Source organism: Neobacillus cucumis, from assembly GCF_023715505.1.
Genome location: NZ_JAMBOH010000011.1, coordinates 48,445 through 71,194 on the forward strand (window position 1 = coordinate 48,445; position 22,750 = coordinate 71,194).

Annotated in this window: 18 protein-coding genes; 1 reads left to right on the top strand and 17 read right to left on the bottom strand. The window is 40.6% G+C overall.

The annotated features are described in order from the left end of the window. Positions 1 to 67 precede the first annotated feature (67 nt). The 3 genes from M3226_RS16700 to M3226_RS16710 all read right to left on the bottom strand — a co-directional run bounded on the left by M3226_RS16700 (position 68) and on the right by M3226_RS16710 (position 4,355). Entirely contained in the window at positions 68 to 1,399 is a 1,332-nt protein-coding gene (locus M3226_RS16700; RefSeq protein WP_251567047.1) for a hypothetical protein, read from the bottom strand. 378 nt (positions 1,400 to 1,777) lie between these two features. Continuing rightward, positions 1,778 to 3,502 (bottom strand): bifunctional diguanylate cyclase/phosphodiesterase, encoded by a 1,725-nt coding sequence (locus M3226_RS16705; protein ID WP_251567049.1) that lies wholly within the window; start codon positions 3,500 to 3,502, stop codon positions 1,778 to 1,780. Positions 3,503 to 3,914: 412 nt separating this feature from the next. Beyond that, positions 3,915 to 4,355, bottom strand: a complete 441-nt coding sequence (locus M3226_RS16710) for a DinB family protein (protein ID WP_251567051.1) — start codon at positions 4,353 to 4,355, stop codon at positions 3,915 to 3,917. Positions 4,356 to 4,698: 343 nt separating this feature from the next. Between M3226_RS16710 and M3226_RS16715 the strand changes: the two genes are divergently transcribed. Beyond that, positions 4,699 to 5,181: a sigma-70 family RNA polymerase sigma factor gene (locus M3226_RS16715; protein WP_251567053.1), complete on the top strand. Its 483-nt coding sequence runs from the start codon at positions 4,699 to 4,701 to the stop codon at positions 5,179 to 5,181. Positions 5,182 to 5,239: 58 nt separating this feature from the next. Here M3226_RS16715 and M3226_RS16720 read toward each other — a convergent pair whose 3' ends face one another. From M3226_RS16720 to M3226_RS16785, 14 genes are all read right to left on the bottom strand, one after another. Continuing rightward, on the bottom strand, positions 5,240 to 6,886 hold the full coding sequence (locus M3226_RS16720) for a C39 family peptidase (RefSeq protein WP_251567055.1): 1,647 nt from the start codon (positions 6,884 to 6,886) through the stop codon (positions 5,240 to 5,242). Positions 6,887 to 7,377: 491 nt separating this feature from the next. Further along, positions 7,378 to 8,334, bottom strand: coding sequence for a transketolase family protein (locus M3226_RS16725; protein WP_251567057.1), 957 nt, complete (start codon positions 8,332 to 8,334; stop codon positions 7,378 to 7,380). Then, on the bottom strand, positions 8,334 to 9,182 hold the full coding sequence (locus M3226_RS16730) for a transketolase (protein WP_251567059.1): 849 nt from the start codon (positions 9,180 to 9,182) through the stop codon (positions 8,334 to 8,336). The genes M3226_RS16725 and M3226_RS16730 overlap by 1 nt, the downstream gene beginning before the upstream one ends. Before the next feature lie 133 nt (positions 9,183 to 9,315). Next, entirely contained in the window at positions 9,316 to 10,689 is a 1,374-nt protein-coding gene (locus tag M3226_RS16735) for a PTS ascorbate transporter subunit IIC (RefSeq protein WP_251567061.1), read from the bottom strand. 47 nt (positions 10,690 to 10,736) lie between these two features. Continuing rightward, positions 10,737 to 11,018 carry a PTS sugar transporter subunit IIB gene (locus M3226_RS16740; protein ID WP_251567063.1) on the bottom strand — a complete coding sequence of 94 codons (282 nt, stop codon included), beginning with the start codon at positions 11,016 to 11,018 and terminating at the stop codon, positions 10,737 to 10,739. Between the two features lie 81 nt (positions 11,019 to 11,099). Continuing rightward, positions 11,100 to 13,163, bottom strand: a complete 2,064-nt coding sequence (locus M3226_RS16745) for a BglG family transcription antiterminator (RefSeq protein ID WP_251567065.1) — start codon at positions 13,161 to 13,163, stop codon at positions 11,100 to 11,102. Between the two features lie 525 nt (positions 13,164 to 13,688). Continuing rightward, a complete protein-coding gene (locus M3226_RS16750) occupies positions 13,689 to 14,123 on the bottom strand; it encodes a hypothetical protein (protein ID WP_251567067.1) in 435 nt (144 codons plus the stop codon). Between the two features lie 195 nt (positions 14,124 to 14,318). Next, the gene (locus M3226_RS16755; RefSeq protein WP_251567076.1) at positions 14,319 to 14,951 is read right to left on the bottom strand and encodes an FMN-dependent NADH-azoreductase; all 633 of its coding nucleotides are present in this window, start codon (positions 14,949 to 14,951) and stop codon (positions 14,319 to 14,321) included. A 302-nt stretch (positions 14,952 to 15,253) separates the two neighbouring features. After that, entirely contained in the window at positions 15,254 to 16,237 is a 984-nt protein-coding gene (locus tag M3226_RS16760) for a sugar kinase (RefSeq protein WP_251567078.1), read from the bottom strand. Continuing rightward, positions 16,224 to 16,877, bottom strand: a complete 654-nt coding sequence (locus M3226_RS16765) for a bifunctional 4-hydroxy-2-oxoglutarate aldolase/2-dehydro-3-deoxy-phosphogluconate aldolase (protein ID WP_251567080.1) — start codon at positions 16,875 to 16,877, stop codon at positions 16,224 to 16,226. The genes M3226_RS16760 and M3226_RS16765 overlap by 14 nt, the downstream gene beginning before the upstream one ends. A 49-nt stretch (positions 16,878 to 16,926) precedes the next feature. Further along, positions 16,927 to 18,414, bottom strand: coding sequence for a UxaA family hydrolase (locus M3226_RS16770; protein WP_251567081.1), 1,488 nt, complete (start codon positions 18,412 to 18,414; stop codon positions 16,927 to 16,929). Between the two features lie 14 nt (positions 18,415 to 18,428). Beyond that, on the bottom strand, positions 18,429 to 19,898 hold the full coding sequence (locus tag M3226_RS16775; RefSeq protein ID WP_251567083.1) for a tagaturonate reductase: 1,470 nt from the start codon (positions 19,896 to 19,898) through the stop codon (positions 18,429 to 18,431). Positions 19,899 to 19,988: 90 nt separating this feature from the next. Further along, the gene (locus tag M3226_RS16780; protein WP_251567085.1) at positions 19,989 to 20,987 is read right to left on the bottom strand and encodes a LacI family DNA-binding transcriptional regulator; all 999 of its coding nucleotides are present in this window, start codon (positions 20,985 to 20,987) and stop codon (positions 19,989 to 19,991) included. Positions 20,988 to 21,240: 253 nt separating this feature from the next. Continuing rightward, positions 21,241 to 22,656 (bottom strand): glycoside-pentoside-hexuronide (GPH):cation symporter, encoded by a 1,416-nt coding sequence (locus M3226_RS16785; protein WP_251567087.1) that lies wholly within the window; start codon positions 22,654 to 22,656, stop codon positions 21,241 to 21,243. Between the last annotated feature and the right edge of the window lie 94 nt (positions 22,657 to 22,750).

Here is a 22,750-nt window from a genome sequence, read left to right on the forward strand (position 1 = left end):
CAGTATGTGTTTCCATGGTGATTGGATTGTTTACACCGCTAAAATGAACTCGTTAGATTGTTTTTTATTATTCAATAAAGGCGATAATCGCGATTCCAATCAATGCAATGATAGACAAATGTAGTCCATTGGCACGAAGACCGGTTTGAACACCGGAAATCCCTGCAAAGCGGCTGACCATCAAATTCAATCCCGAAAAAGGGCTGAGGGCAGTGGAAATCGACCAAGTCAGGAGCAGCAGCAGTGCCAAGCCAATATTACTCATCCCTAGCTCGGCGGGATTTAATTGCATTGCCAATGCCCCGACAGCGGCAATTTGGTGAATCCCGATATAAGTGATACTTAGAACAATCAGCATCACAGCAAGTGCAAACAAGATAAACGACTGGTTTGCCAACTGGCCAAGAAATGTACTAACTCCATTCGCGGCACTCGTCCCTTTCATGGCAAAGGCCAGCATCCCCGCACTCATAAACAGCATGATTTCGTTATTCATCATTGGTACGGTCCGGTCGCGGAAATCCTCTAATGGAGAGGCCATTCGTTTCCAGCCTTTCGAAATCACGCCATACCCAGCTGGAACTAGAATCGACATCAAGCACACGATAACGATCATCGACCAATGAGTGAAATTTTCCACCACTAAACACGCACTCATTAAAATGACAACGAATAGAACAAGCTTCATCATTTGCAGGCGGTGCCCTTTTTCGAGCGGAGCCTCCGGTGTTAATTTTTCAGACAGCGGATGCCGTTTTTCCCACAGAGCAAACAGAATGTTTCCGACGACTAACGATAAGATTGATAAACCCATTCCGTACAGAATGTACCCTTTAAAGGATATATTCAGGTAGTGAAGCACAAGTGAAACCGAGGCAAAATATGGTGACCACATGACAGCGGTTGAAAAACCAACCAGATAACTTTTAGCTGACATGGCCGAAGGAAGCTTAATTTCCTCCAGAAATTCATTTAAAATCCGCACCGACCCTAAGTTTAAGACCGGGGCTAGTAAAAAAAGCGTTCCCGTAATTCCCGCATAAAGTTTTTTCGGCTGATGCATGAGATTCCTTAGTAAGGCAGCAATGGATACAAAGTAGCCACTGAGTCTTAACGGAATGGACAGAAGCGGCGCAAGTGTGAGCAGGCAAATCAATGGCAGAATTAAGAAGAGCCCATCGCTAATTCCTTGAACCCCGGTTCCTTTTCGCCATTCGATGATTAGTCCCGCAGTCATCATAATAATTCCGAGCAAGCGTGGAAACCGATCTGCTTTAAAGGCGCTGCCCAAGAAGGCTAATAACGAAAGCCCGACTACGACTAACTGCAGCCACTCAAGCTCCACAAAATATTCAACTAAAAATAAGACGCACATCCCCAAGATGAAATAACTTCGCATGATAAACCTCTCCCCGCCTCAATCACTTTAATATAGTTAAGCTTAATAGTAATCCCGGAAAAATGACAATACAAGAGGTTTAACAAAGAAAAGCGCAAGCGCCTTGGTCAGCCCCGATATAGGGCGACTTGTCGACTGGCCAGCGAAAGCAGGGTCAAAGACTAGTCGCCCTTAATGCGTACAGAAAGCAATAGCTTTCTGTAGCCAAGCATAAGACGAGCCGGCCGAAAGGTTGCTTTTTAACCTTTTGGACGGATTGGCTTATGACCTAGAGGGGCTAGGCGCTGGAGCTAGACAATTCTCAAAGTTAAAAACTTTTATACTTTCTTATCTCACAAGAAAAAGTTAAATTCTAGTTAACAATAGTTGTAGCTAAAACTAGAGCTTTACCGTGTATATATGGCTAGTTAAACTCTCAACCAAATCCTGCGAAATCGGCCTGCTAAAATAGTAGCCTTGCATTTTATCACAGCCAATGCTGCATAAGTAGTGATATTGCTCGAATTCCTCTACTCCTTCTGCCACCACATTCATCCCAAGGTTCTTCCCCATTGCCACCAGGGAGCGGCAAACCGACTTTTGGCTGGAGTTATGGTGAAAGTCCTGGATAAAGGATTTATCGATTTTGATTGTATTAAATGGATACTGGACTAGATAACTGATTGATGAATAGCCGATGCCAAAATCATCTAAAATGATATCGATCCCAAATTCCTGCAGCTCCCTCAGCGTGATTAGGGTCTTCTCAACGTTCGTCATAGCGGTTCGTTCCGTAATTTCTATTTTTAAAAATTCGGCTGGCAGCTTGTACTGTTTTAACGCACGTTTAATCGTTTCGATAAAGGTATCTTGGTTGATTTGCTGGGCAGGAACATTTATGGAAATATAAAAAGGCGCTAACCCTTGATCCATCCAGCGACGGCGCTGGTGGCAGACGGTAAATAACACCCAATTGCTCAGTTTAAGGATTAGGTCCGATTCCTCGGCAATTTGGATAAACTCCCCCGGTGAGATATTTCCCAGAACCGGATGCATCCAGCGAAGCAATGCCTCCAAACCGATAATCTCGTTCGACCGCACATCGATAATCGGCTGGTATTCTAAATACAACTCACTATGTTCGATAGCCCGGTGCAGATATTGTTCCAGCAGCATTTTTCTAGATAGGCTTTTCGACATACCTGTTTGATATTGCTGGATTCCTGTTTTATTTTCTTTTGCCAGATACATGGCATGGTCGGCCCTCATCATGAGCACGTCCGCTTCCAGCCCATGGTCTGGAAAAATACTGGTCCCAATACTGACACCAAGGCGATATTCATGGTCGACTATTTTGATTGGCTGGGCCATTACCTGACTAATTCTTGCAGCCATTTCATCTAATGCCAGGTTATTGGATAAATTTTTTAATAAAATCACGAACTCGTCCCCGCCCTGACGCGAGATAATATCGTCCGGCCGTAAATTCTCTTTTAACCTTTTGGCCATTATTTGAATAAATTTATCGCCCATTTTGTGCCCCAGCGAATCATTAATGTCCTTAAACCGGTCGATATCAATAAATAAAATACCGACAAAATGATGGTTATTTGTTGCTTCGGTAAGGGCCTTTTGGAGCTCCATTTCTAGTTTCCTTCGGTTTGACAGCCCGGTAAGGGGATCGTGAAAGGCTAAATACGTAAGCTCGTCCTCCGTCTTTTTTTGATGGTCAATATCCATGATGACTCTGTCAAATCGCACTTGATGCGTGTTTTCATCGTGAACTAAGGATACGTAATCAGAGACCCACTTATATCCCCCATGCTTAGTTTGAATTCTGTATTCGAGTTTCGCGGATTCACCGTTTCCGATCGAACGCAGCTGTTGCAGGACCCTGTCTTTATCGTTCAGATAAAGAATCTCCTTCCACAGTAAGAAATTTTCAATAAATTCCTGTTTGGAGTAGCCGAAAATAGATTGGCACGCTGAGGAAATCTGTAAGGTTTTCAGCGTTCTGGCATCGACTGACCATAAACAAATATTATTTCCATTAAGGATTTTTTCCCAATGGGGCGAGTGAAATGGTGAAGTGATTGGAGTTGTTTTTTCGATTTGTTTAAGCATGGAGTCTGAAATCCCTTGGACGGCCCCATAAATGAATGGAGCATCGGAACAGCAGACTTGACAGAATGAACGTAAAGGAATCGATTAAATCTGAGCTTGTGCCTTGGTTTCTCATAAAGGGCTCCCTTCATCGGTTTGTGGATATACATCTTTATCATAGCGAAAGATCCGATCCTCTGCTGTTTGAAATGTCACTTTTAGGGGATGTTTTTTGACAAAAAATAAGCATTTTTGACTTATTGGGTGACTATACAAACGTTTGATTAGATCCTCGTTCTAGCCTGTTGTGATGAGGATTTTTGTAAGTGGATGATGCATTTTTTGTTGGAATATAGGAAGATTCATACATATGAGAAAAGAGCCTATTGGACAAATTCATTTGGAGCATGGCACATGTCCAATAGGGTCTTATTTAACGAACAAACGTAATATAATCGAGATTAACAGGTTCAAATCCTTCTTCTCGCAGCAGCCGGTTAATTTGCCCCCGATGATACTGCCCATGAAGTGCCACATGCGTGAGAATATCCTGAACTGCCGTCGAAAACTTCTTACCAGTACTATTCTTATACACGATTATATCTGTCTCTGACAAACCTCCAAGAAGTTCGGAAAAGCCTTGTTTATTTTTTGCCAAGAGGTTGGAACATTTTTCGAGACTAAGTTCTGTCCAGATTTCTTGAGGATTACTGTCCAATCCTTTTATTCGAAGTAACCAAACCTCCTCCGCAAGCAAGATATGGGAGAATAATCGTTTCGCCTCGCTGTTGTGATCCCCCATAGTTTTCAGCGTTTCTAAAATCCGAAGGTTAGCCCAATCCAAATGCTGGTACATTTTGATGATTGTCTCCATCAACCCAATCCCTCCCCTTCATCTTTGTTACCAACTAATGATCACACCTCTATTTTACAAAATCTGGTGAGTTGAATATAGCTGTGCACGTTATTTTTTATGAAAATAAAAAGCCAGGCAATGATTTGAGAACAGAAAACCTTTAGTTAAATTCATATAGAATTCGTTTAAAATTTCAAAAATCGCCTCAGAATTTCTTATTTGAGCCACAAAAGTGGTGATATCATCTCGTTTTCCCTCTCAAATTAAAAATTTTGGAATTCGATGGAAATCTCATTTCCCGTTATGGTAGAGCTACCTAGGAATTGATTGGAACGCGCGCGGGTCCCGAAAGGATCTAGAAGTGGATAACTTTGACAGTTTAGTAGAACAATACACGCCGATGATTCATCGAATTTTACAGTCTTTATCGATTTACCGTAACCGGGAAGATTTCTATCAAACTGCGTTAATTGGACTCTGGGAGGCACAAAAGGGCTTTAACCCCGAAAAGGGAAACTTCACGAATTATGCATATAGCTATATAAAAGGGAAGCTCTTACTCGAACTGACGAAACGCTCCCGTTATGAGGCTGAAAATGTGTATCCGAAAGAGGAGTATTGGGAAATGATCGAAGGGAGTTGCTCCGAAATACCGCTTGAGGAGGAGCAGCTCCTATCCTATTGTGATGGCTTATCGGAAAAGGAAACCAAATGGGTAGTGGCAACCTTTGTGGAGGATTTATCTGTAAAGGAAATCGCTGCCCGCGAGAAGGTTTCAGTTTCCGCTGTGAAACAGTGGAAGATGAGTGCCCTCAGAAAACTTCGTGCCGGGCTTGAGAGTTAGGCTTTGACATGACTAAAAGTAATAGAGGCCGATTCGTATACGAATCAGCCTCTACATACTAGTTAGAGAAAGTGACAACTCTTCCAGACAACGTGGTGATCCTGCCAGTTTTCCCCATTTCCCTGACAGTGATGGTATGCTTTCCATTGCTAAATCCTGTCGTGTTTAGCACATAATGATAACCGGCATTTCCATTATTTAAGTCAGGAAAGTCCCTTTTCACATCTGGTCTGGCATCCCCGTAAACCGCTTGGCCGACGACCTTCCCGTCCACAAGTACCTCAATTTTCGATACACCGCTCATATCTAATATCCAACCGGAAATGGTTTTGCTGCCGTTGATGGTACTGCCTGATACCGGCTGATCAAGATTTCCCCTGACATTGGTAATCGTGAATGCTTTTTGGGGCAATGTGGAAACTAAACCATTTCTTCCGGTTTCCCTAACCGTAATCGAATGCACTCCATCCCCAAATTTGGTTGTGTCTAGAACATAATGATAACCAGCATTAGCATTGTTGTAAGAAGGATAAGCCTTTTTTACATCCAATCTAGAAATGCCGTAAAAAGCTTGACCAACCACTTTTCCGTCTATCAAAATTTCAATCTTGGAGACGCCGCTTGGGTCTAAATACCAGCCTTTTACGTTATACTGCCCCTTGATTTTCTCATTGGCTGCTGGAGTATCCAATACTCCTTGTGCATTTGAAATGTTGACAACCTTTCCAGGTAATGTACTGGTCCAGCCATTTTTACCTGTTTCCTTAACCGTTATGGTATGCTTTCCGTTACTCAATTTCTTCGTGTCCAATGCATAATGGAAACCTGCATTCCCATTGTTGTAGTCAGGATAAGCCTTTTTTATATCCGCTCTTGAATCGCCATAGGTGGCTTGACCGACCACTTTTCCGTCGACCAATACTTCAATCTTAGAAACACCGCTCTCATCTAAAAACCAGCCTGATAGATTGTAAGTTTCATTGATGGTCGCACCTGTGCCCGGTTTGTCGAGTACGCCTTTTGAAGATCCATAGGTGATCGCCTGTCTGCCAAATTGCTCCCAGCCTCTAATGAAGGACGCTCGGGATACCTTGCGATTTTTGATGTTCGCAAGCGGATCGTTGAAGTAGACGTAATTTTGGTCATAACCGGTAAGCAGGACACTATGCTCATGAAAGGTCATTCGAATCGGCCCGGTCGGCGTTTGGATCGTTCTCCATTGACTGCTCGGCACTGTATTGAAAGTGCTCGTTGAAATTACCCAGACCGGTTTCCCTTTGCTTAACTGTTTTAAAATGACATCAAACGAACTTCCTGTTAGATCGATGACATTCGTATACCTTTTTGCTAACTGATAGACGGGGCCATGATAAACAGAATACCCGATGGAACGCCCGGTGATGTCCCCGACAAAGCCTGTATTCGGGTTCCCCCAGTAGGTCGTATTCCCTGATACTCGGTAAGGCGTCGGGTCTTTTTTCACTTGAGTAGCCAGTGTCATTTTCGAAACATTTATTCCTTTGTAACGAAGCAGCATGGATAAACTCGTAACCTCGCAGCCATTCTTCAATTCCGGCAATTGTGAGATCAGCGGTACATTTAACGGAGTTTGGGCATAAGAGTTGGAAGGTAATACAAAAATAGCTGCACTGATGACCCCAAGTGCAAAAGCAGAAGAAATGATTCTATTTTTCAATCGATTCACTTTGGTTATCCCCTTATAATTCTCTCTAATTACTAAATATATACTAGCTTCCTTAATTTATCCTTAACTGGAAAAATAAACGTAAAGCTACAACTATTATTCTAGCAGGAGTCTGGTGGTAATGATAGAGTCTGGTGCCTGACACCATTAGCAACACCAACACCTTTAAAACAGGGATAAGGAGGGGACGATGATAAATGGCAAAGACGTTGGAATTGCAGTTGGTGCGGAGTTTGATAAGACTGCTGCATTTCGATTGATAATCCAAAGGAGCCGGTTAATGAGGAAGTGGTAAAACTTACTATGGTACAGAGTATTACAGTCGATTATTCACTACTGCCAGTGGGGAGCTAGTGGCTTCAAAAGGAGCAAGAGTAATAAACCGTGACGTAACCGATTATGAACTAACTTAATAACATGGAGGCCAGGTTCGCATTGAAACCGGCCTCCATCTATTTGGAAGCATGGGAACCGTCCCAATGCTTCCAAACTTAAATCAAGCTAAGAGCAGCCTCAGCAATATCTTTCTCCGTTAATTGATAGACTCCTTTTAAATAGTCTACTTTTCCAACCTGGCCGAATTTTTCTCGCACGCCAATCCGTTTCATTTTAGTTGGGCAATGTTCGCTTAATACCTCAGCAACTGCACTTCCCAAACCGCCAATCACATTATGATTTTCGGCAGTAACCACAGCCTTTGTTTTTTCAGCATATTCAACAATCAATTCTCGGTCAATTGGTTTGATGGAAAACATATCAATCACGGTTGCTTCGATTCTTTGTTTTTTAAGTTGGTCTGCTGCCTTTAACGATTCTGCCACCATAATACCGCTGGCAATAATGGTCACATCTCTACCCTCACGAAGTACTTTGCCTTTCCCCGTTTCAAATGTTTCCCCATCATTGTAAATTTTAAAAGCATTTTTACGGATGGTCCGAATATAATGGATGCCATGCTCTTTTTCAATTTTACGCAGCAAATATCCTAACATGGTAGAATCACTTACTTCATAGACAACCGTATTTGGAATCAAACGAACAAGGCCCAAGTCTTCAAATGTCATATGTGTGCCGCCGTTATGCTCAGCTGTTACTCCTGCATCTGAGCCTAAGATTTTAATATTTGTTTTGGCATATGCCCCCGAAACAAACAATTGGTCAAAGGCCCTTCTTGTAGCAAACTGGCCAAATGTATGCACATAAGGAATTTTTCCCGTAAGCGACAGACCCGCCGCAACCCCCATCATATTAGCTTCCATAATCCCACAATTAATGAGTTGGTTTGGAATCTGCTTGGCAATCTTACTGGTAGAAATCGCGCTCATTAAATCTGCTTCTAATGCAATGACATTGGGATTTTTTTGAGCTAATTCAAGAATGGTATTGGCATACATCTGACGCATTTCCATATTTTCAATTTCATAGGTTTTAGATGCTGTTTGAATCATTAAGACACAACCTTTCCAAGTTTGTTCTCTAATTCATTAATGACAGCTAATATTGCCTCTTCATCATCATGACTTGGACGGATATGATGGTTATCAGCCTTTTCCTCTAAATATGGAACACCTTGTGCTTTAATCGTATCTAAAATAATCGCCACCGGTTTGTTGGACTGTTCTTTCCCCCTTTGAATAGCACCATAGATTTGTTCCAACGAACGGCCGTCAACCTTCATCGTATAAAATCCAAACGCATTAAATTTCTCTTCAAAATCTAGCGGGTCAATAATATCCTTTGTCGGACCATCTAATTGTTTTTTATTATCATCCACCAATACAAAGAGGTGGTTTAATTTATGATGAGCGGCAAATTGAAAAGCTTCCCAGCACTCACCTTCATTTAGTTCGCCATCTCCCACAATACAATAGGTAAAATTATCTTTATTAGAAAGTTTATGTGAAAGCGCTACTCCTACAGCCGCTGAAATTCCCTGCCCTAGGGAACCCGTTGTCATATCAACACCCGGCGTTAAATTGCGGTCTGGATGTGATGGGAGAGTGGTTCCGTTTTGATTGAGAGTATATAGTACATCAACAGGGAAGTACCCCTTCAGCGCCAAGGTCGCATAAAGACCCGGACCGCCATGCCCCTTCGACAAAATGAAGTAATCCCGTTCCTCCCAATTAGGATTATCCGGGTCCACTTTCATCACTTCACCATATAATACGGCCAAGGCCTCTACAATCGATAAACTGCCGCCATAATGACCAAAGCCAAGATGGTGGAGTTCCTTTAATGTCATTAAACGAATTTCATCCCGAAATCTTTCTACTTTTTGAAGACTACTACTCATCCTAAATCCTCCTTTTTTCCATTCAGGTGCAAAAGGCACCCTTTTTTTGCAAAAAAAGAAAAGCATTGCAGGGGAGACAGCTAAAACGAATTGCTGCTCCGCCCCGTTGTGCTTTTATCCATTTTTACATCCATTAAGCTCCGATTTGAGTACTTTGGTCAGCTTTGTCCTTTTTGAAAAAACCAAATCCTAAAGCAACTAATACCAATCCAACAACAGTAACTGTTACACCTGTAGAGCCTAATGAGTGTGCAATATTTCCAAGAACAATACCGGATGCAGCAAAGTCTGCATCTGAGAAAGTAGTACTTGCAAAACCTAGATCGCCAAGAACTGGCATTAAGAAAACTGGAAGGAAAGTTATTAATAAACCATTGGCGAACGCTCCAATGGTTGCTCCGCGAATACCACCTGTAGAGTTACCAAATACACCTGCGGTTGCCCCTGTAAAGAAGTGTGGTACTACTCCTGGAAGAATAATAATCGCACCTGTAAATCCTAGAATAACCATTCCGACAATCCCGCCAAGGAAGCTGCAGAAGAATCCAATTAACACTGCATTTGGTGCATAAGGGAAAACAATTGGGCAATCCAAAGCTGGCTTGGAGTTTGGTACAAGCCTTGTTGAAATTCCTTTGAATGCAGGAACAATTTCGGCTAACACAAGACGAACACCTGATAGGATGACGAATACACCTGCAGCGAATTTAACGGCCTGGATAAGAGAGAAAACAAGATAATGAGTGCCGCCGCTAAGCTCTTTTTCAATATAAGATGGACCAGCAAATAGAGCGATAATGACATAGAGAATGATCATGGTTAAGGCAATCGTTACAGAGCTATCACGTAAGAATCCTAATCCTTTAGGGAAATTAATTTTTTCAGTTGATTTTGAATTCTTTCCAACTACCTTCCCCACAAGACCCGAAAGTACATATCCTAAGCTTGAAAAATGTCCAAATCCGATACTATCATTACCCGTAATTTTTCTCATGAAAGGCTGACAGATTGCTGGGAAAACTGCCATGATTAAACCTAGTGCGAGAGAACCAACCACAACGAGTGGAACCCCTTTTAAGCCGGATACCGCAAGGATTACCGCTAGCATACAAGCCATATATAAGGTATGATGGCCAGTTAAAAAGATATATTTTAATCTAGTAAACCTTGCAATTAAAATATTGGCTAACATCCCAAAAAACATAATAAAAGCGGTGATACTACCATATTCTTTTAACGCCATGGCAACGATGGCTTCATTATTCGGAACCACACCTTTTACATGAAACGCCTGTTGGAACATTTTCCCGAAGGGATCAAGGGATGCCACGATAATATCTGCTCCCGCGGAAATGACTAGGAAACCCAAGAATGTTTTGACGGTTCCTTTGATAACGTCACTCGTAGGCTTTTTCTGAATGAGAAGACCGATAAGTGCAATTAACGCAACCAATACTGCTGGTTGACTTAGAATATCCATAACCAGCTTAAGAATTCTTTCCCCCATAATAAAAGCCTCCTTTTATTGAAAACAAATCAATATTTGCATATTTCTTAGAGTAGTCCCTTTTGTTCAAGCACATCCTTAAGTTTCACGCGAATGCCATCCATATCAATAATGCTGTCAATCACGATTACCTCGCCTAAGTGCCCCATTCCTTCTGCAATATCTTTTGTCGCAATAAATACGTCTGCATCAGCTGGAGTTGCTGAGCTTAGGTCGGTATGCTCCACTTCAATCCCACCTAACCCCAACTCCGCTAAAATTTGTTGAACATTCATCTCTAACATAAAGCTGCTTCCTAAACCTGATCCACACACGGCCATAATTTTCATAATAATTCCTCCAATTTTTGTATAGTCCCTTACTAGAATCACAATCTATTTTTCTGTTAAACCCAATGAAGTGCCAGGTAATCAACCGACCTCAGAGTATTGCTTAAATAAGCCAACAATCTCTTCCATCGAATCTACTTGTTTTAGAAGTTCAATATTATTTTTATCACTAAGGAGCCTGGTTAACTGCGAAAGTGCCTTAAGATGGGTTGTATTATCGACCGCCGCAATACAAAACAGCAGGCGAACCGGATACTTTTCGTCATTTAAAAAGTTCACTGGTTGATGAAGCTTTAAAAAGCTCATGCCGACCTGATTAACTCCCGTTTCTGGACGTGCATGCGGGATCGCCACTTCAGGACCTATCACGACGTAAGCACCCAATGTCTTAATATTTTCAATCATCGCCGTAATATAGGATGGCTCGATAATTCCTTTCATTAGCAATGGATTTGCAACTACTTTTACAGCCTCCTCCCAATCAGAAAGCTCTTTGATTACTTGAATGGTTTCATCTTGTAATAAATCTTGTAACACTGGTTGTCTCCCCCTAATAACCTCTACTTTTTTATGAAATGTCATTTGACTTAATGCTTGCTTCAACCCATTTTCATCATATATATGGGCGAATTTACCAATTGTTTGTATCAGTTCCTTCAACGAGATATCGTGATATTGAACTCCAAACAGATACTGATAAACTTCTGTGACCAAGTTATTTTTTTCAATTGGTGTCATGATGGGCTTTACATAGAAACAAGGAAGTTTGGAATCAAGCTTTACTGTTGAAAATACTAAATCATAGCGATCACACCGATTCTCCTTGAACTCTTGCAAGGATAATGTCTTTTCCACGCTAATCTCTGAAAATAGTGACTCAAGCTGATGTTTAACCATGAGAGATGAACTAATCCCACTCGGGCAAACCACAATGGCTTTTTTCTTTTTTGGCAGTGCCTGCTTCGGCTTTTCTAACAGAGCACCAAAATGAATGGTAATAAAACCTATTTCCTCTTCAGGAATAGTGATTCCTAACAGCAATCCGATCGGATGAAGAATTTCTTTCACAATGGTATATAGCTCTTTATGTTCACTCTTAATTTGATTCAAGAGCGGATTATCAATAGGAATACGATATTTCATTCGAAAATAGGCAGGCCTCAAATGCTGGTATAACGTTTGAACCACATCATCCTTTTTTTCAAAAACAATGCAGGCCTTGGATTCAAAATCAAAAACAAGCTGCTCGCATAGTTTAAATAGTAAATCCTGACCATTCTCCTTAGTAGAACTTCTACCGAGTGACAAACCAAGTAATTGAATAGTGATGTAGCATAACTCAGATTCCTCTTCTTCAAATGGTAACTGCTCACTTAACTGGCTAGCTACACTCCACATTGGGTCTTTTTTTAATAATGTCATTTCATCCAAATGAAATTTGGCAAACTTTAATTCTTGCAAACGGTAGTAATAAAAAATAAGGAAATAGGCAAATTGCTGTAAACGTTCTTCAACAAAATGGAGGTTATTATGCTTTTCCATTTGATTAAGTGTTTCTTGCAATCTCTCATAAAGGATGTGCCCATTTTTCTCAGGTAATAGATGATTAATAAGTCTTTCAAAGTAGGGGACATGGATTAATTTTGATAGACAGTGCATTACTAGTACCCTTTTATCAAATTCTGTTCCCTTTAAATGGTAGCCCTTTTGCCTTGTATAACAAATCTCCACCAAAAAAGGACGATTAAATTCGTTGGCCCGTTTCACATCTGAAATGACCGTATTCTTACTAACTTGTAAAAGCTGGATTAAATGAATAGATGAAATTGGTTCAGTTCGTATAAACAGATAAAGGTAGATGACCGATAAGCGTTCCTCTTCTGTTAAAATAAAGTCCCGCTCTTTTAAGTTCGTGTGCTGCTTCCGAAAATATTCCAAGACCAACTCCGGCACCTCAATAGTATGAATGCCCTTGTATTGGATTGGCGGTAGTTCTTTCTCCTTCAACCATTGATTCACTTTTTCAAGGTCATAGGAGATTTGCCGTTTGGTTAATTGAGTAGCCACCATCATTTGATTCATGGTAGTATGCTTCACTTTTAAAAAATGGTTCAATAAGAGTGCCGGACGTTTTTCAATCATCATTGGCTTAACCTCCTGTAATCATCATATAATAAAACGCTTTCACAGAGACAACGTATTGGGAACAAATGATGTCTTAGTAATTATACAAAATTGTGCTGAACTCCATTTTAGACAAATCTTTGTTCTAACATATTGTAATAAAATCACTCTATTTAACAAGTAATACTAAAAAATCCATTATGAACCAACAAACTCTCAAAGTAATTTTCCAATATTTCGATTCCTGAATAAACGTAAAGGGCGACCTCATTAGAAAATGAAGGCAACCCTCTTTTTATCTCATCTTACATTTAATCTAACTTATATAACTCTATTAACCTTTCTAATACTAGATGTGGAATAAAACCGGTGCGATATTTGTTACTGGTTGTGTTTGAATTTAACCATTGGGTGGTAAAGTCCAAAAGTGGTTGGTATTTTTTTGAAACAGTTGTTGTTTCTTAAGAGTGGTCGATAACAGACGCTAAACATGCCGACAAACATTTAAACATCCTATCCACAATCCCCCCACCCACTTTAGGCCAATTATTTCTCATCCGCCTCCTCACTTTCTTCCTCGGACTCCTCCTGTTCATCCACTTCTTGTAATTTTTGAATTTCCTCCGTCAACTGCTCAAACGCATGAAGCCGAAATTTGGCACTGGCAATGAGGTCGTCGATAATTTGCACAAAGGTCTCATACTCGACTCGATTCTCACTGCATTGCTTAATCAACCGCAAAAAATCCTCCTCATATAAATGGTATCTTTCATTAAACACGTCCGAATCCATCGTTAAAAAATACTCTTCATCCACCACAAACTCGTTAAATATTTTTTTCGTCAACCTTCTCTTGGTAACGTCTATCTCACTTTGATCCTTTTCATCTTTGTAGTGCTCGGCATCCTCATACTCCGAACACAGCGTGGCATATATTTTTTCAAGCAGCTCAGTAGGTTCTAAATATTTCAATTCAGCCATTAGGAAAATCCTCCGCAACCTCTTTTTCTAAATTATTGCCATATATAATAAAAAACCTACCTTTCAGACAAAGGTAGGTTTCTAAGTTAGTTTTCATTTGAAGGAATCACAATCTCAAGCCACTTTATTATAGAGGAAAAAAGCACCTCTTGTTCTAAAACAAGGGGTGCTTTAGTGTACCTACTAATATTGTAATTAAGCTTTAACAGCTGAGAAACGCTTTGCTACTTCTGCGACTTTTGCTAAGCCTTCAGCAATAATCGTTTGTGCTTGATCTGGTGCTGCATTATGACCTTCGATAATCACTTCATCAGCGATTTCCATACCGAATACGCCGCCAAAAACATTTTTGATATAAGTAGCAGCCATTTCCATTGGAGCCGTTTCAGGTGTAGAGTAAATACCGCCGCGTGCACTTAGGATAACGGCTTTTTTGTCAGGCATTAAGCTGATTAATTGACCTGTTTCGCTGTATTTGAATGCGAAGCCTGCAGCGTATACATAGTCGATAAATGTTTGTAATTTAGCAGGAATCGTTAAGTTCCATAGCGGGAAAGCAAATACAACAACATCTGCTGCAGAAAGAGCATCCATAGCTTTTTGTTTTGCTGCTAAGATACGTTGTTCTAGATCTGTTAACTCTTCACCAGATTGTAATTTACCAAAAGCGTTGAATAAATCCTGGCCAAAGTATGGCATATCTTCTGCAAATACATCATAAGTGGTGACATTCACACCTTCTAGGTTCTCCATGAAAGTCTCATACATTTTACTAGAAACAGCTTCAGAAGCTGGACGGTTGTTTGCTTTTACTACTAATATATTCATTGATATTAAATCTCCCTTTCGATATTCTTGAAAATGATTATCTCGGATTAATAATATGTAAAAATAGAGTAAATAGCAACAAAAAGGCTCAGGAGTTTTCATGGAAATATGGCTAGCATTTCAATAGTACAAACGAACTACAAATTACAATCATAAAAATATGAAAAAGCCCTATAATTATACTCATATAAGGTATTGGAATAGACCTAAAGGTCCGATATCTTTGTTTTTACATAAAAAAACTATCATAAAACCCCAATGCCCTATGCATTCATGTTTTATGATAGTTGCGTGAATTTGATTTATCTTTTTACTTCCAGCTTTCCTGTTTCCAATGCATTTAACTCGTCTACCGTCGGAATGCCTTCCCAATCCCCTTTAAATTGGGTGGCCAAGGCTCCCAATATATTTGCTCTGCTTAAAGCCTTTTCCAAGGACGATGGTGTCATCGCATCTTGCTCATCCAAAAATACAGAGAGAAATCCTGCAGCAAAAGCATCTCCAGCTCCAACTGTGTCAATGACTTGATGAACGACATGCGGAGCCGCATTCACTGTTTCCCCCTCTATAAATCCAATCGAACCCTCAGCACCAAGCTTTAAAGCAACCACTTTCGCCCCCATTTTAAGAAACTTTTCCCCATACTCTTCCATGGATTGTGGTCCAACTAGTACCTCTGCTTCCTCTAGTCCCGGAAGAAACACATCACATAGTGGGATAAGCGAAAGCAGCACTTTTCTTGCTTCTTCCTCACTCCAAAGCTTTCTCCGCAAATTAGGGTCCAAAGAAATCGTTAACCCCATTTCTTTGGCCAGCTCCATTGTTCTCCGAACCGCTGCAGCAGCGCTTTCACTCAGTGCCGGTGTAATCCCTGTCACATGGAGGTGCTTTGCCCCCACTAACCAATCCATACTTACATCGGATGGATGAATATGGCTAGCGGCTGAGTTTTTTCGATAATAATATACAGTCGGGTCGCCGTAACTTTTGGTTTCCTTAAAATAAACAGCGGTCGGTAAATGTTCATCACGGATGACCTGAGATACCTCCACACCTTCCCCAGCAAGTGTGGACAAGATGAAATCCCCAAATGGATCCTTCCCTAGCTTACTTACCCACCTAACCTTTTTACCTAAACGTGTTAGTCCAATGGAAACATTGGATTCTGCTCCTGCCAATGACTTTGTAAAAAGAGATTCATACTTTACTCCCTTTTCGCCAATCGGCTGAAAAAGGACCATACTTTCGCCAAGTGTCACAACATCTACTTTGCTATTTGACTGCATGTAACTCTACCTCATTGGCAAGTTTAGTATACTGTGCGGCCATCTGGGTAATTTGCTCAAAATCACCCTTTTGAATCAGGCTATTATTGACAAGGTTTCCGCCAAGACCAACGGCAGCTGCTCCATAGCCAAGTACTTCCTTGATATTAGTTAAATCGACGCCCCCCGTCGCAACCATGGGGATATGATTAAGTGGAGCTTTTAAATCCTTAATATATTTCACGCCAAGGGACCCTATCGGGAATACCTTTACGGCTTTTGCTCCAAGATTATAGGCGCGGACAATCTCTGAAGGAGTCATCGTTCCTGGCCATACCTCCACACCATGATCCAGTCCATAAGCTAATACTTCTTCATCAAGATTAGGCGAGATGATATATTCAGCCCCAGATTGAACTGCTTCTTTTGCCATTTTAAGATTTAATACTGTTCCCGCTCCAACCCTAAGACGGTCTCCAAATTTCCCTCTGATTTCATCAATCATATGAAGAGCTCCATCTGTGTTTAATGTCACCTCTAAAAATGTAATTCCCCCTGCTGCCAGCGCTTCCGCTGTTCTCTCCCCGCTGCCCTTTGGAATTCCTCGGATTATTGCGATGATTTTGTCCCTTTCCAGTAATGAAAGCAAATTCTGTTCCATTGTCTTGCACCTCCGATAGTAGTAAACCTCATTTTTTATATTCTTTATTTTATAAAGTAACTCCTGTTTTAAAAATTGCGATTTCCCTATAATCATTCTTTTCATTATTTACTTGAGCACCGCTCGCTACCTCAATGATATAGTCAATAAAGTCCTGCAAAACGGTATCTTGAGACTGCTCCAGCAATTTTCCTGCATTATAGTCGATCCAGTGCGGCTTTGCTTCATATAGCGGCGTATTCGTTGAAACCTTCATGGTTGGAACATAGGTGCCAAAAGGTGTCCCCCGGCCAGTCGTAAATAGGACTAGTTGACAGCCTGCAGAGGCCAAGGCAGAGGCAGCCACAAGATCATTCCCGGGAGCACTCAAAAGGTTTAATCCTCTTTTCTTCAGCCTTTCACCATATTTGAGTACGTCGGTAACAACGGATGTTCCAGCTTTTTGCGTGCAGCCGAGAGATTTATCCTCTAATGTCGTGATACCGCCCGCTTTGTTCCCTGGTGAAGGATTTTCATAGACAGGCTGGTTGTTCGCAATAAAGTATTGTTTAAAGTCGTTGATTAATTCAACCGTTTTTGAAAATACTTCCTCGTCTTCGGCACGTTCCATCAGAATGGTTTCAGCACCAAACATTTCAGGTACTTCGGTTAGGACCGTTGTTCCTCCTTGGGCGACAAGGAAATCAGATAATCTCCCAAGCAGCGGATTTGCTGTAATTCCGGACAAGCCATCGGATCCGCCGCACTTCAAGCCGATTTTTAATTCGGATAATGGTACCTCTTCACGCTTATCATGCTTGGCATTTTCATAGATTTCTTTTAACAGCTTAACGCCTTCCTCGATTTCATTAGAAACCTCTTGAGAAACGAGGAATTTCACTCGCTCTTCATCAAATTCACCAAGGCCTTGTTTAAAATCATATAAGTTATTATTCTCGCATCCTAGGCCTAGCACCAATACACCACCGGCATTAGGATGCAGGACCGCATCCTGCAGTATGCTTCGAGTATTGCCATGGTCATCCCCAAGCTGGGAACACCCATAGCTATGTTTTAGCACCAGTACATTCTCGAAAGGACTGATATCGCCTACTTCTTTTTCAAAACGTTTGATAATCGTTTCCGCTATCCCATTTACACAACCAACTGTTGGAACAATCCACAGTTCATTACGGATCCCAACCTTGCCGTTTTTCCGTTTGAAGCCCTTAAAAACAAGGTTCTCCTTTTGAAAAGGATTTTGAGATAGCTTCTGGTTAAATTGGTAGTCTTGAATACCATCAAGATTTGTTTTCGTGTTGTGAGTATGAACGTGCTCCCCCTCACGAATAAACGTGGTGGCATAACCGATTGGATATCCATACTTGATTACATATTCCTTTTCGTTTATTTCCTTTATCGCTACCTTATGGCCTCGCTTCACATCTTCCTTTAATACCACTTCATCCTCATTTACTCGAATGGACTGCCCTTTTGCTAGATCTTGTAAGGCGACTACAACATTGTCGATTTCATTGATTTGAATAAATTCTAACATTCCTATTCTCCCCTTTACTTTTTCGAAGTCTCCATTAATACAACTTCAATCGCTTTCTCCATTCCCTTTGTTTCAAATTCGTAAAGATAGCGAGATACCGCATCCGTTAATCCTGGCAGTGCATTTAGGTCCATTTTCCAATTTTTTTCGTAACCTAAAACACGGGAGACAATCGTTCTTATACTCTCGATTGAGCCGTCAAAAGCGGCCCAATTCTCTTTAAACAGTTCAAGAATATCCTGATCATCTGCTAGAGGAATATCTTGTGCCCCTCTTTTTCCTTTGTAAAAGAAAATCAAAGCCGCTAGTGAGAAAACTAGTTTTTCAGGCAATTCTTTTTTACGGTTTATATACTCTAGTAGGGTTGGCAGATTTCTAGTTTTATATTTTGACATGGAGTTTAATGAAATGCTCATCAGAAAATGCCTGATAAAGGGATTCCTGAATCGTTCAAGAACTGCCTCAGCAAAAAGGCTTAATTCTTCGTCTGGAAGATCCAATGTTGGAAGAATCTCTTTAAAAATAAGTTCTTTAATGAAAGTACCAATAACGGGGTGATCAACTGCTTCTGCCACTGTATCCAATCCGTATAAATAAGAAACAGGAGTCATCGCTGTATGTGCACCATTTAAAATGCGAACTTTATTGGTACGGTAGGGTGTTAAGTCATCGACAAATAAGGTATTTAAACCAGCTAAATGGGTTGGGAACTCATTCTTAATCCATTGTGGACCTTCAATCACAAATAAATGGTATTGCTCCCCGACCACCACTAAATCATCCCTGTAACCAAGCTCTTCTGTAATTTCATCGATCGTATCGATTGGAAAACCTGGAACAATCCGGTCAACCAGACTGGAACAAAACGTATTCGCTTTATGAATCCATTGAACAAATTCCTCACCCAGGTTCCATTGTGCAGCATATTGAAGAACGATCTTTTTCAATATTTCACCGTTCTTTTCAATCAATTCACAAGGAATAATGATCATCCCTTTATCTGCATCCCCATTAAAAGCTTGGAAGCGATGATATAGGAAGGCTGTTAATTTTCCAGGAAAGCTCTTTTGCGGCTGGTCCTCCAAACGGTCCGTCTCATCATAAGCAATGCCTGCTTCTGTTGTATTGGAGAAAATAAAACGAAGTTCAGGATTTTTCGCAAGCTCGACGTATTCCTCGTATTGAGTAAATAAATTGATGCCTCTGCTGATCGCATCAATTAACATATGTTCTTTAACAGCTTTTCCATCCTTCATTCCCTGTAAATAAAGGGTATATAAGCCATCCTGTTCATTGAGCAATTCAACCTTTGCACTTCCGCGCGGCTGGACCACAACAACACTGCCATTGAAGTCGGTTTTTTTGTTAAGAACAGCAATCTGCCAATCAACAAAGGCCCTTAAGAAATTGCCTTCGCCAAATTGCAACACTTTCTCAGGATAGTTATGATAGCCTTCTGCCACATTTTTATTTAGTTTTTCCATATCTAATCCTCCTTTGGTTTGCACACGTGAACATATTTTCTGTTTATAAAACCCGTTAACAAGCAAATTTCACTTATAAACGGGTTTAGTTTATTTACGTGCCGATACTGAGTTTCTAAGAATTAACTCTGTTTCGACAAAAATCTTTTCAGCTTTGTTCTCTTTTTCTTCCAATACCTTTAAAATCTTTTCAGCACCTAGTCGACTAATTTTTTCAATCGGTTTTTTGACGGTTGTCAATGATGGATTTGTATATTGTGCAGATTGAATATCATCAAAGCCTATGACGGATATGTCACTAGGAACGGTTAGGCCTCTTGCAAATGCAGCATTGAGAGCACCTACTGCCATATCATCATTTGAGCAAAACACGGCTGTAGGTGGATTTTTTAGAGACAGTAATTTTCCCATAGCCCTAAATCCACTTTCCATATCATAGTTTCCATCCACTATATACTCGTTCCGGATGGGAATTTGATGATCAATTAACGCTTGCAGATATCCTTCCCTGCGCTCTATTGTTGATTTAAATCCTTTAATCCCTTCCATAATGGCAATATCTTTGTGGCCGTTTTGAATCAGATACTTTACAGCATCACATGAGCCTTCACGGTCATTCGATAATATGTTAATAATGGATTGATCGCTGACTTCTCTATTGATGACAACAATAGGGATTTTTTGATTAAGGACATGGTAGATAAAGGCATTATCCGACTCACTTTGGCTCATTAAAATAATCCCATCAAATCGATGATGGCGGATCGATGAAAAGTCATGATAATCATCGATCCCTCTTACAAATAAGTTATAATCCTCATTAATCACACTATTTACACCCGTTACCGTATCTGCAAAGAAACTGGATGACGTACCATTTGAAATACTTGTAAAGAAAAGTCCAATTGTATAAGACTTTTGCATAACAAGGCTTTTAGCATTAAAGTTAGGTGTGTAGTTTAGCTGTTCCGCTAATTCTTGTATCTTCTTTTTCGTTCCTGGCTTTATGAGCGGACTGTCATTTAATGCACGGGAAACAGTCGTATGTGATACATTTGCCAGTTTCGCTATATCTTTTATCGTTACCACTTGTTTTCACCCTTTTATTAACATTCCGCTTTTTTTAAATATACCAGAAATTCATAAGAAAAGCGCAAGGCGCCCGCCTATCGGCGACAAGCACAAGACGAGCCGGCCGAAAGGTTGTTCTTTAACCTTTTGGACGGATTGGCTTGTGACCTCGAGCCGATGGCGCCTGGAGCTGGACAATTCTCGAAGTCAAAATTTATACTTTCTTATCTCATAAGAAAAGCGCAAGCGCCTTGGTCAGCCTAATGCAAGATTAGAAAGTTCCCTTTTCCCAGCGTCCATTATTCAAATCGTTTGCAATACTCTTAAATTTATCATCAGACAAATTATACAATAAACCAATAATGATAGCTGCAAGAAGCAAGGCAACTGCTGGATAAAGCGTCATTGTACCTTTAATGCCAAGAAGCGTACCAGCCGTTTGGTGAGCGTTTGCAACATATCCAGTAGCTGCGAGAACACCGGCAGAAACAAGAGCGGCAAGTGACTGTGCCATTTTTCGCGAGAAGTTGAACGCTGCATAAGTAACACCTTCTTTGCGAATCCCTGTGTGCCAATGGCCATAATCTATAGCATCTGAAACAAACGCCCATGTTACACCATTTGAAATGGCTAAAGCGGCATAACCGATTGAAACAAAAATGATAAAAGTATAAACATTGGTCGGAATCACAAAGTTTAAAGCATCTGCAACCACTCCAACTAATAGTCCAGCCATTGCTGTTTTCTTTTTGCCAAAGCGGCGAACCAAAAATGGAATCAACGTAATCCCTACAACCGAACTGCCCATCTGGATAAAGTTAATAATAGGCTGCAAACCAACATGACCAAGATTATATTGACAGAAATAAATCATCATTGCGTTATTCGTATTCATGGCCGAAATCGTAAACAAGGTCATTAAAACTAAACACCATAATGGTCGATTTGTGAACACAACACGTAAATAATCTTTTGCTGTTTGTTTTTCTTTATTTCGAGCGTTTTCCGTTTTAATGTGTTCTTTTGTTCCTTTATAGCAGATAAAGAAGCCTATTACACCAATGAAGGCCATAATGGCAGCCGTAGCCGGATAGCCTAATTTTGTACTTCCGAACATCGATAAAATCGGAATAAAGGCAACGCCTGTAACCAATTGAGCACCGATTGATCCTGCCTGGCGTGTTGATGCCATAAAGGATCGTTCTCCGACATCCCGCGTCATAACGGAAGCCAAGGAACCATAAGGAACATTTGTAAATGAATAAACAAGACCCCAAGCCATGTAGGTACCATATGCCCAAGCGATTTTCCCGCCCATAGAAAGGTCAGGCATTGTAAAGGTAAGAACCGTCAAAACTGCAAGAATAATAGCTGAAAGCATCATGACGGGACGGAATTTACCACGTTTACCCGGTGTTCTTGCATCAATAAGTGACCCGGCCAAAGGATCCATAAAGGCATCAAAAATCTTCGTTATGGAAAAAACTCCAGCTGCCGCAGCAGCGCTAATGCCGGCAACATCTGTATAGAAATGCATTAAATAGGACTGGCCTAAGTCAAACATGAAGCCATTACCAAAGTCGCCAAATCCATAAAGCGCTTTCTCTTTTGTGGGTATTTTATTCGCTTCTTGATCTACTGATGTTTTATTTACTGCATCTTTTCTTAAGGTAGATGAATTTTCCATATAGTTGCCTCCAATTCTATTATGAAGCTTGAAATCACAATTGTTTTTTTGATATAATATTTGTTGATTTGTTTTTTCTAGGGATTCCCACCGA

What these genes read in the sequence shown, in the direction of transcription:
- M3226_RS16700 (WP_251567047.1), bottom strand. Translation starts at nt 1,399, where the DNA reads ATGCGAAGTTATTTCATCTTGGGGATGTGCGTCTTATTTTTAGTTGAA.
- M3226_RS16705 (WP_251567049.1), bottom strand. Translation starts at nt 3,502, where the DNA reads ATGCTTAAACAAATCGAAAAAACAACTCCAATCACTTCACCATTTCAC.
- M3226_RS16710 (WP_251567051.1), bottom strand. Translation starts at nt 4,355, where the DNA reads ATGGAGACAATCATCAAAATGTACCAGCATTTGGATTGGGCTAACCTT.
- M3226_RS16725 (WP_251567057.1), bottom strand. Translation starts at nt 8,334, where the DNA reads ATGATTCAAACAGCATCTAAAACCTATGAAATTGAAAATATGGAAATG.
- M3226_RS16730 (WP_251567059.1), bottom strand. Translation starts at nt 9,182, where the DNA reads ATGAGTAGTAGTCTTCAAAAAGTAGAAAGATTTCGGGATGAAATTCGT.
- M3226_RS16735 (WP_251567061.1), bottom strand. Translation starts at nt 10,689, where the DNA reads ATGGGGGAAAGAATTCTTAAGCTGGTTATGGATATTCTAAGTCAACCA.
- M3226_RS16740 (WP_251567063.1), bottom strand. Translation starts at nt 11,018, where the DNA reads ATGAAAATTATGGCCGTGTGTGGATCAGGTTTAGGAAGCAGCTTTATG.
- M3226_RS16745 (WP_251567065.1), bottom strand. Translation starts at nt 13,163, where the DNA reads ATGATGATTGAAAAACGTCCGGCACTCTTATTGAACCATTTTTTAAAA.
- M3226_RS16750 (WP_251567067.1), bottom strand. Translation starts at nt 14,123, where the DNA reads ATGGCTGAATTGAAATATTTAGAACCTACTGAGCTGCTTGAAAAAATA.
- M3226_RS16755 (WP_251567076.1), bottom strand. Translation starts at nt 14,951, where the DNA reads ATGAATATATTAGTAGTAAAAGCAAACAACCGTCCAGCTTCTGAAGCT.
- M3226_RS16760 (WP_251567078.1), bottom strand. Translation starts at nt 16,237, where the DNA reads ATGCAGTCAAATAGCAAAGTAGATGTTGTGACACTTGGCGAAAGTATG.
- M3226_RS16765 (WP_251567080.1), bottom strand. Translation starts at nt 16,877, where the DNA reads ATGGAACAGAATTTGCTTTCATTACTGGAAAGGGACAAAATCATCGCA.
- M3226_RS16770 (WP_251567081.1), bottom strand. Translation starts at nt 18,414, where the DNA reads ATGTTAGAATTTATTCAAATCAATGAAATCGACAATGTTGTAGTCGCC.
- M3226_RS16775 (WP_251567083.1), bottom strand. Translation starts at nt 19,898, where the DNA reads ATGGAAAAACTAAATAAAAATGTGGCAGAAGGCTATCATAACTATCCT.
- M3226_RS16785 (WP_251567087.1), bottom strand. Translation starts at nt 22,656, where the DNA reads ATGGAAAATTCATCTACCTTAAGAAAAGATGCAGTAAATAAAACATCA.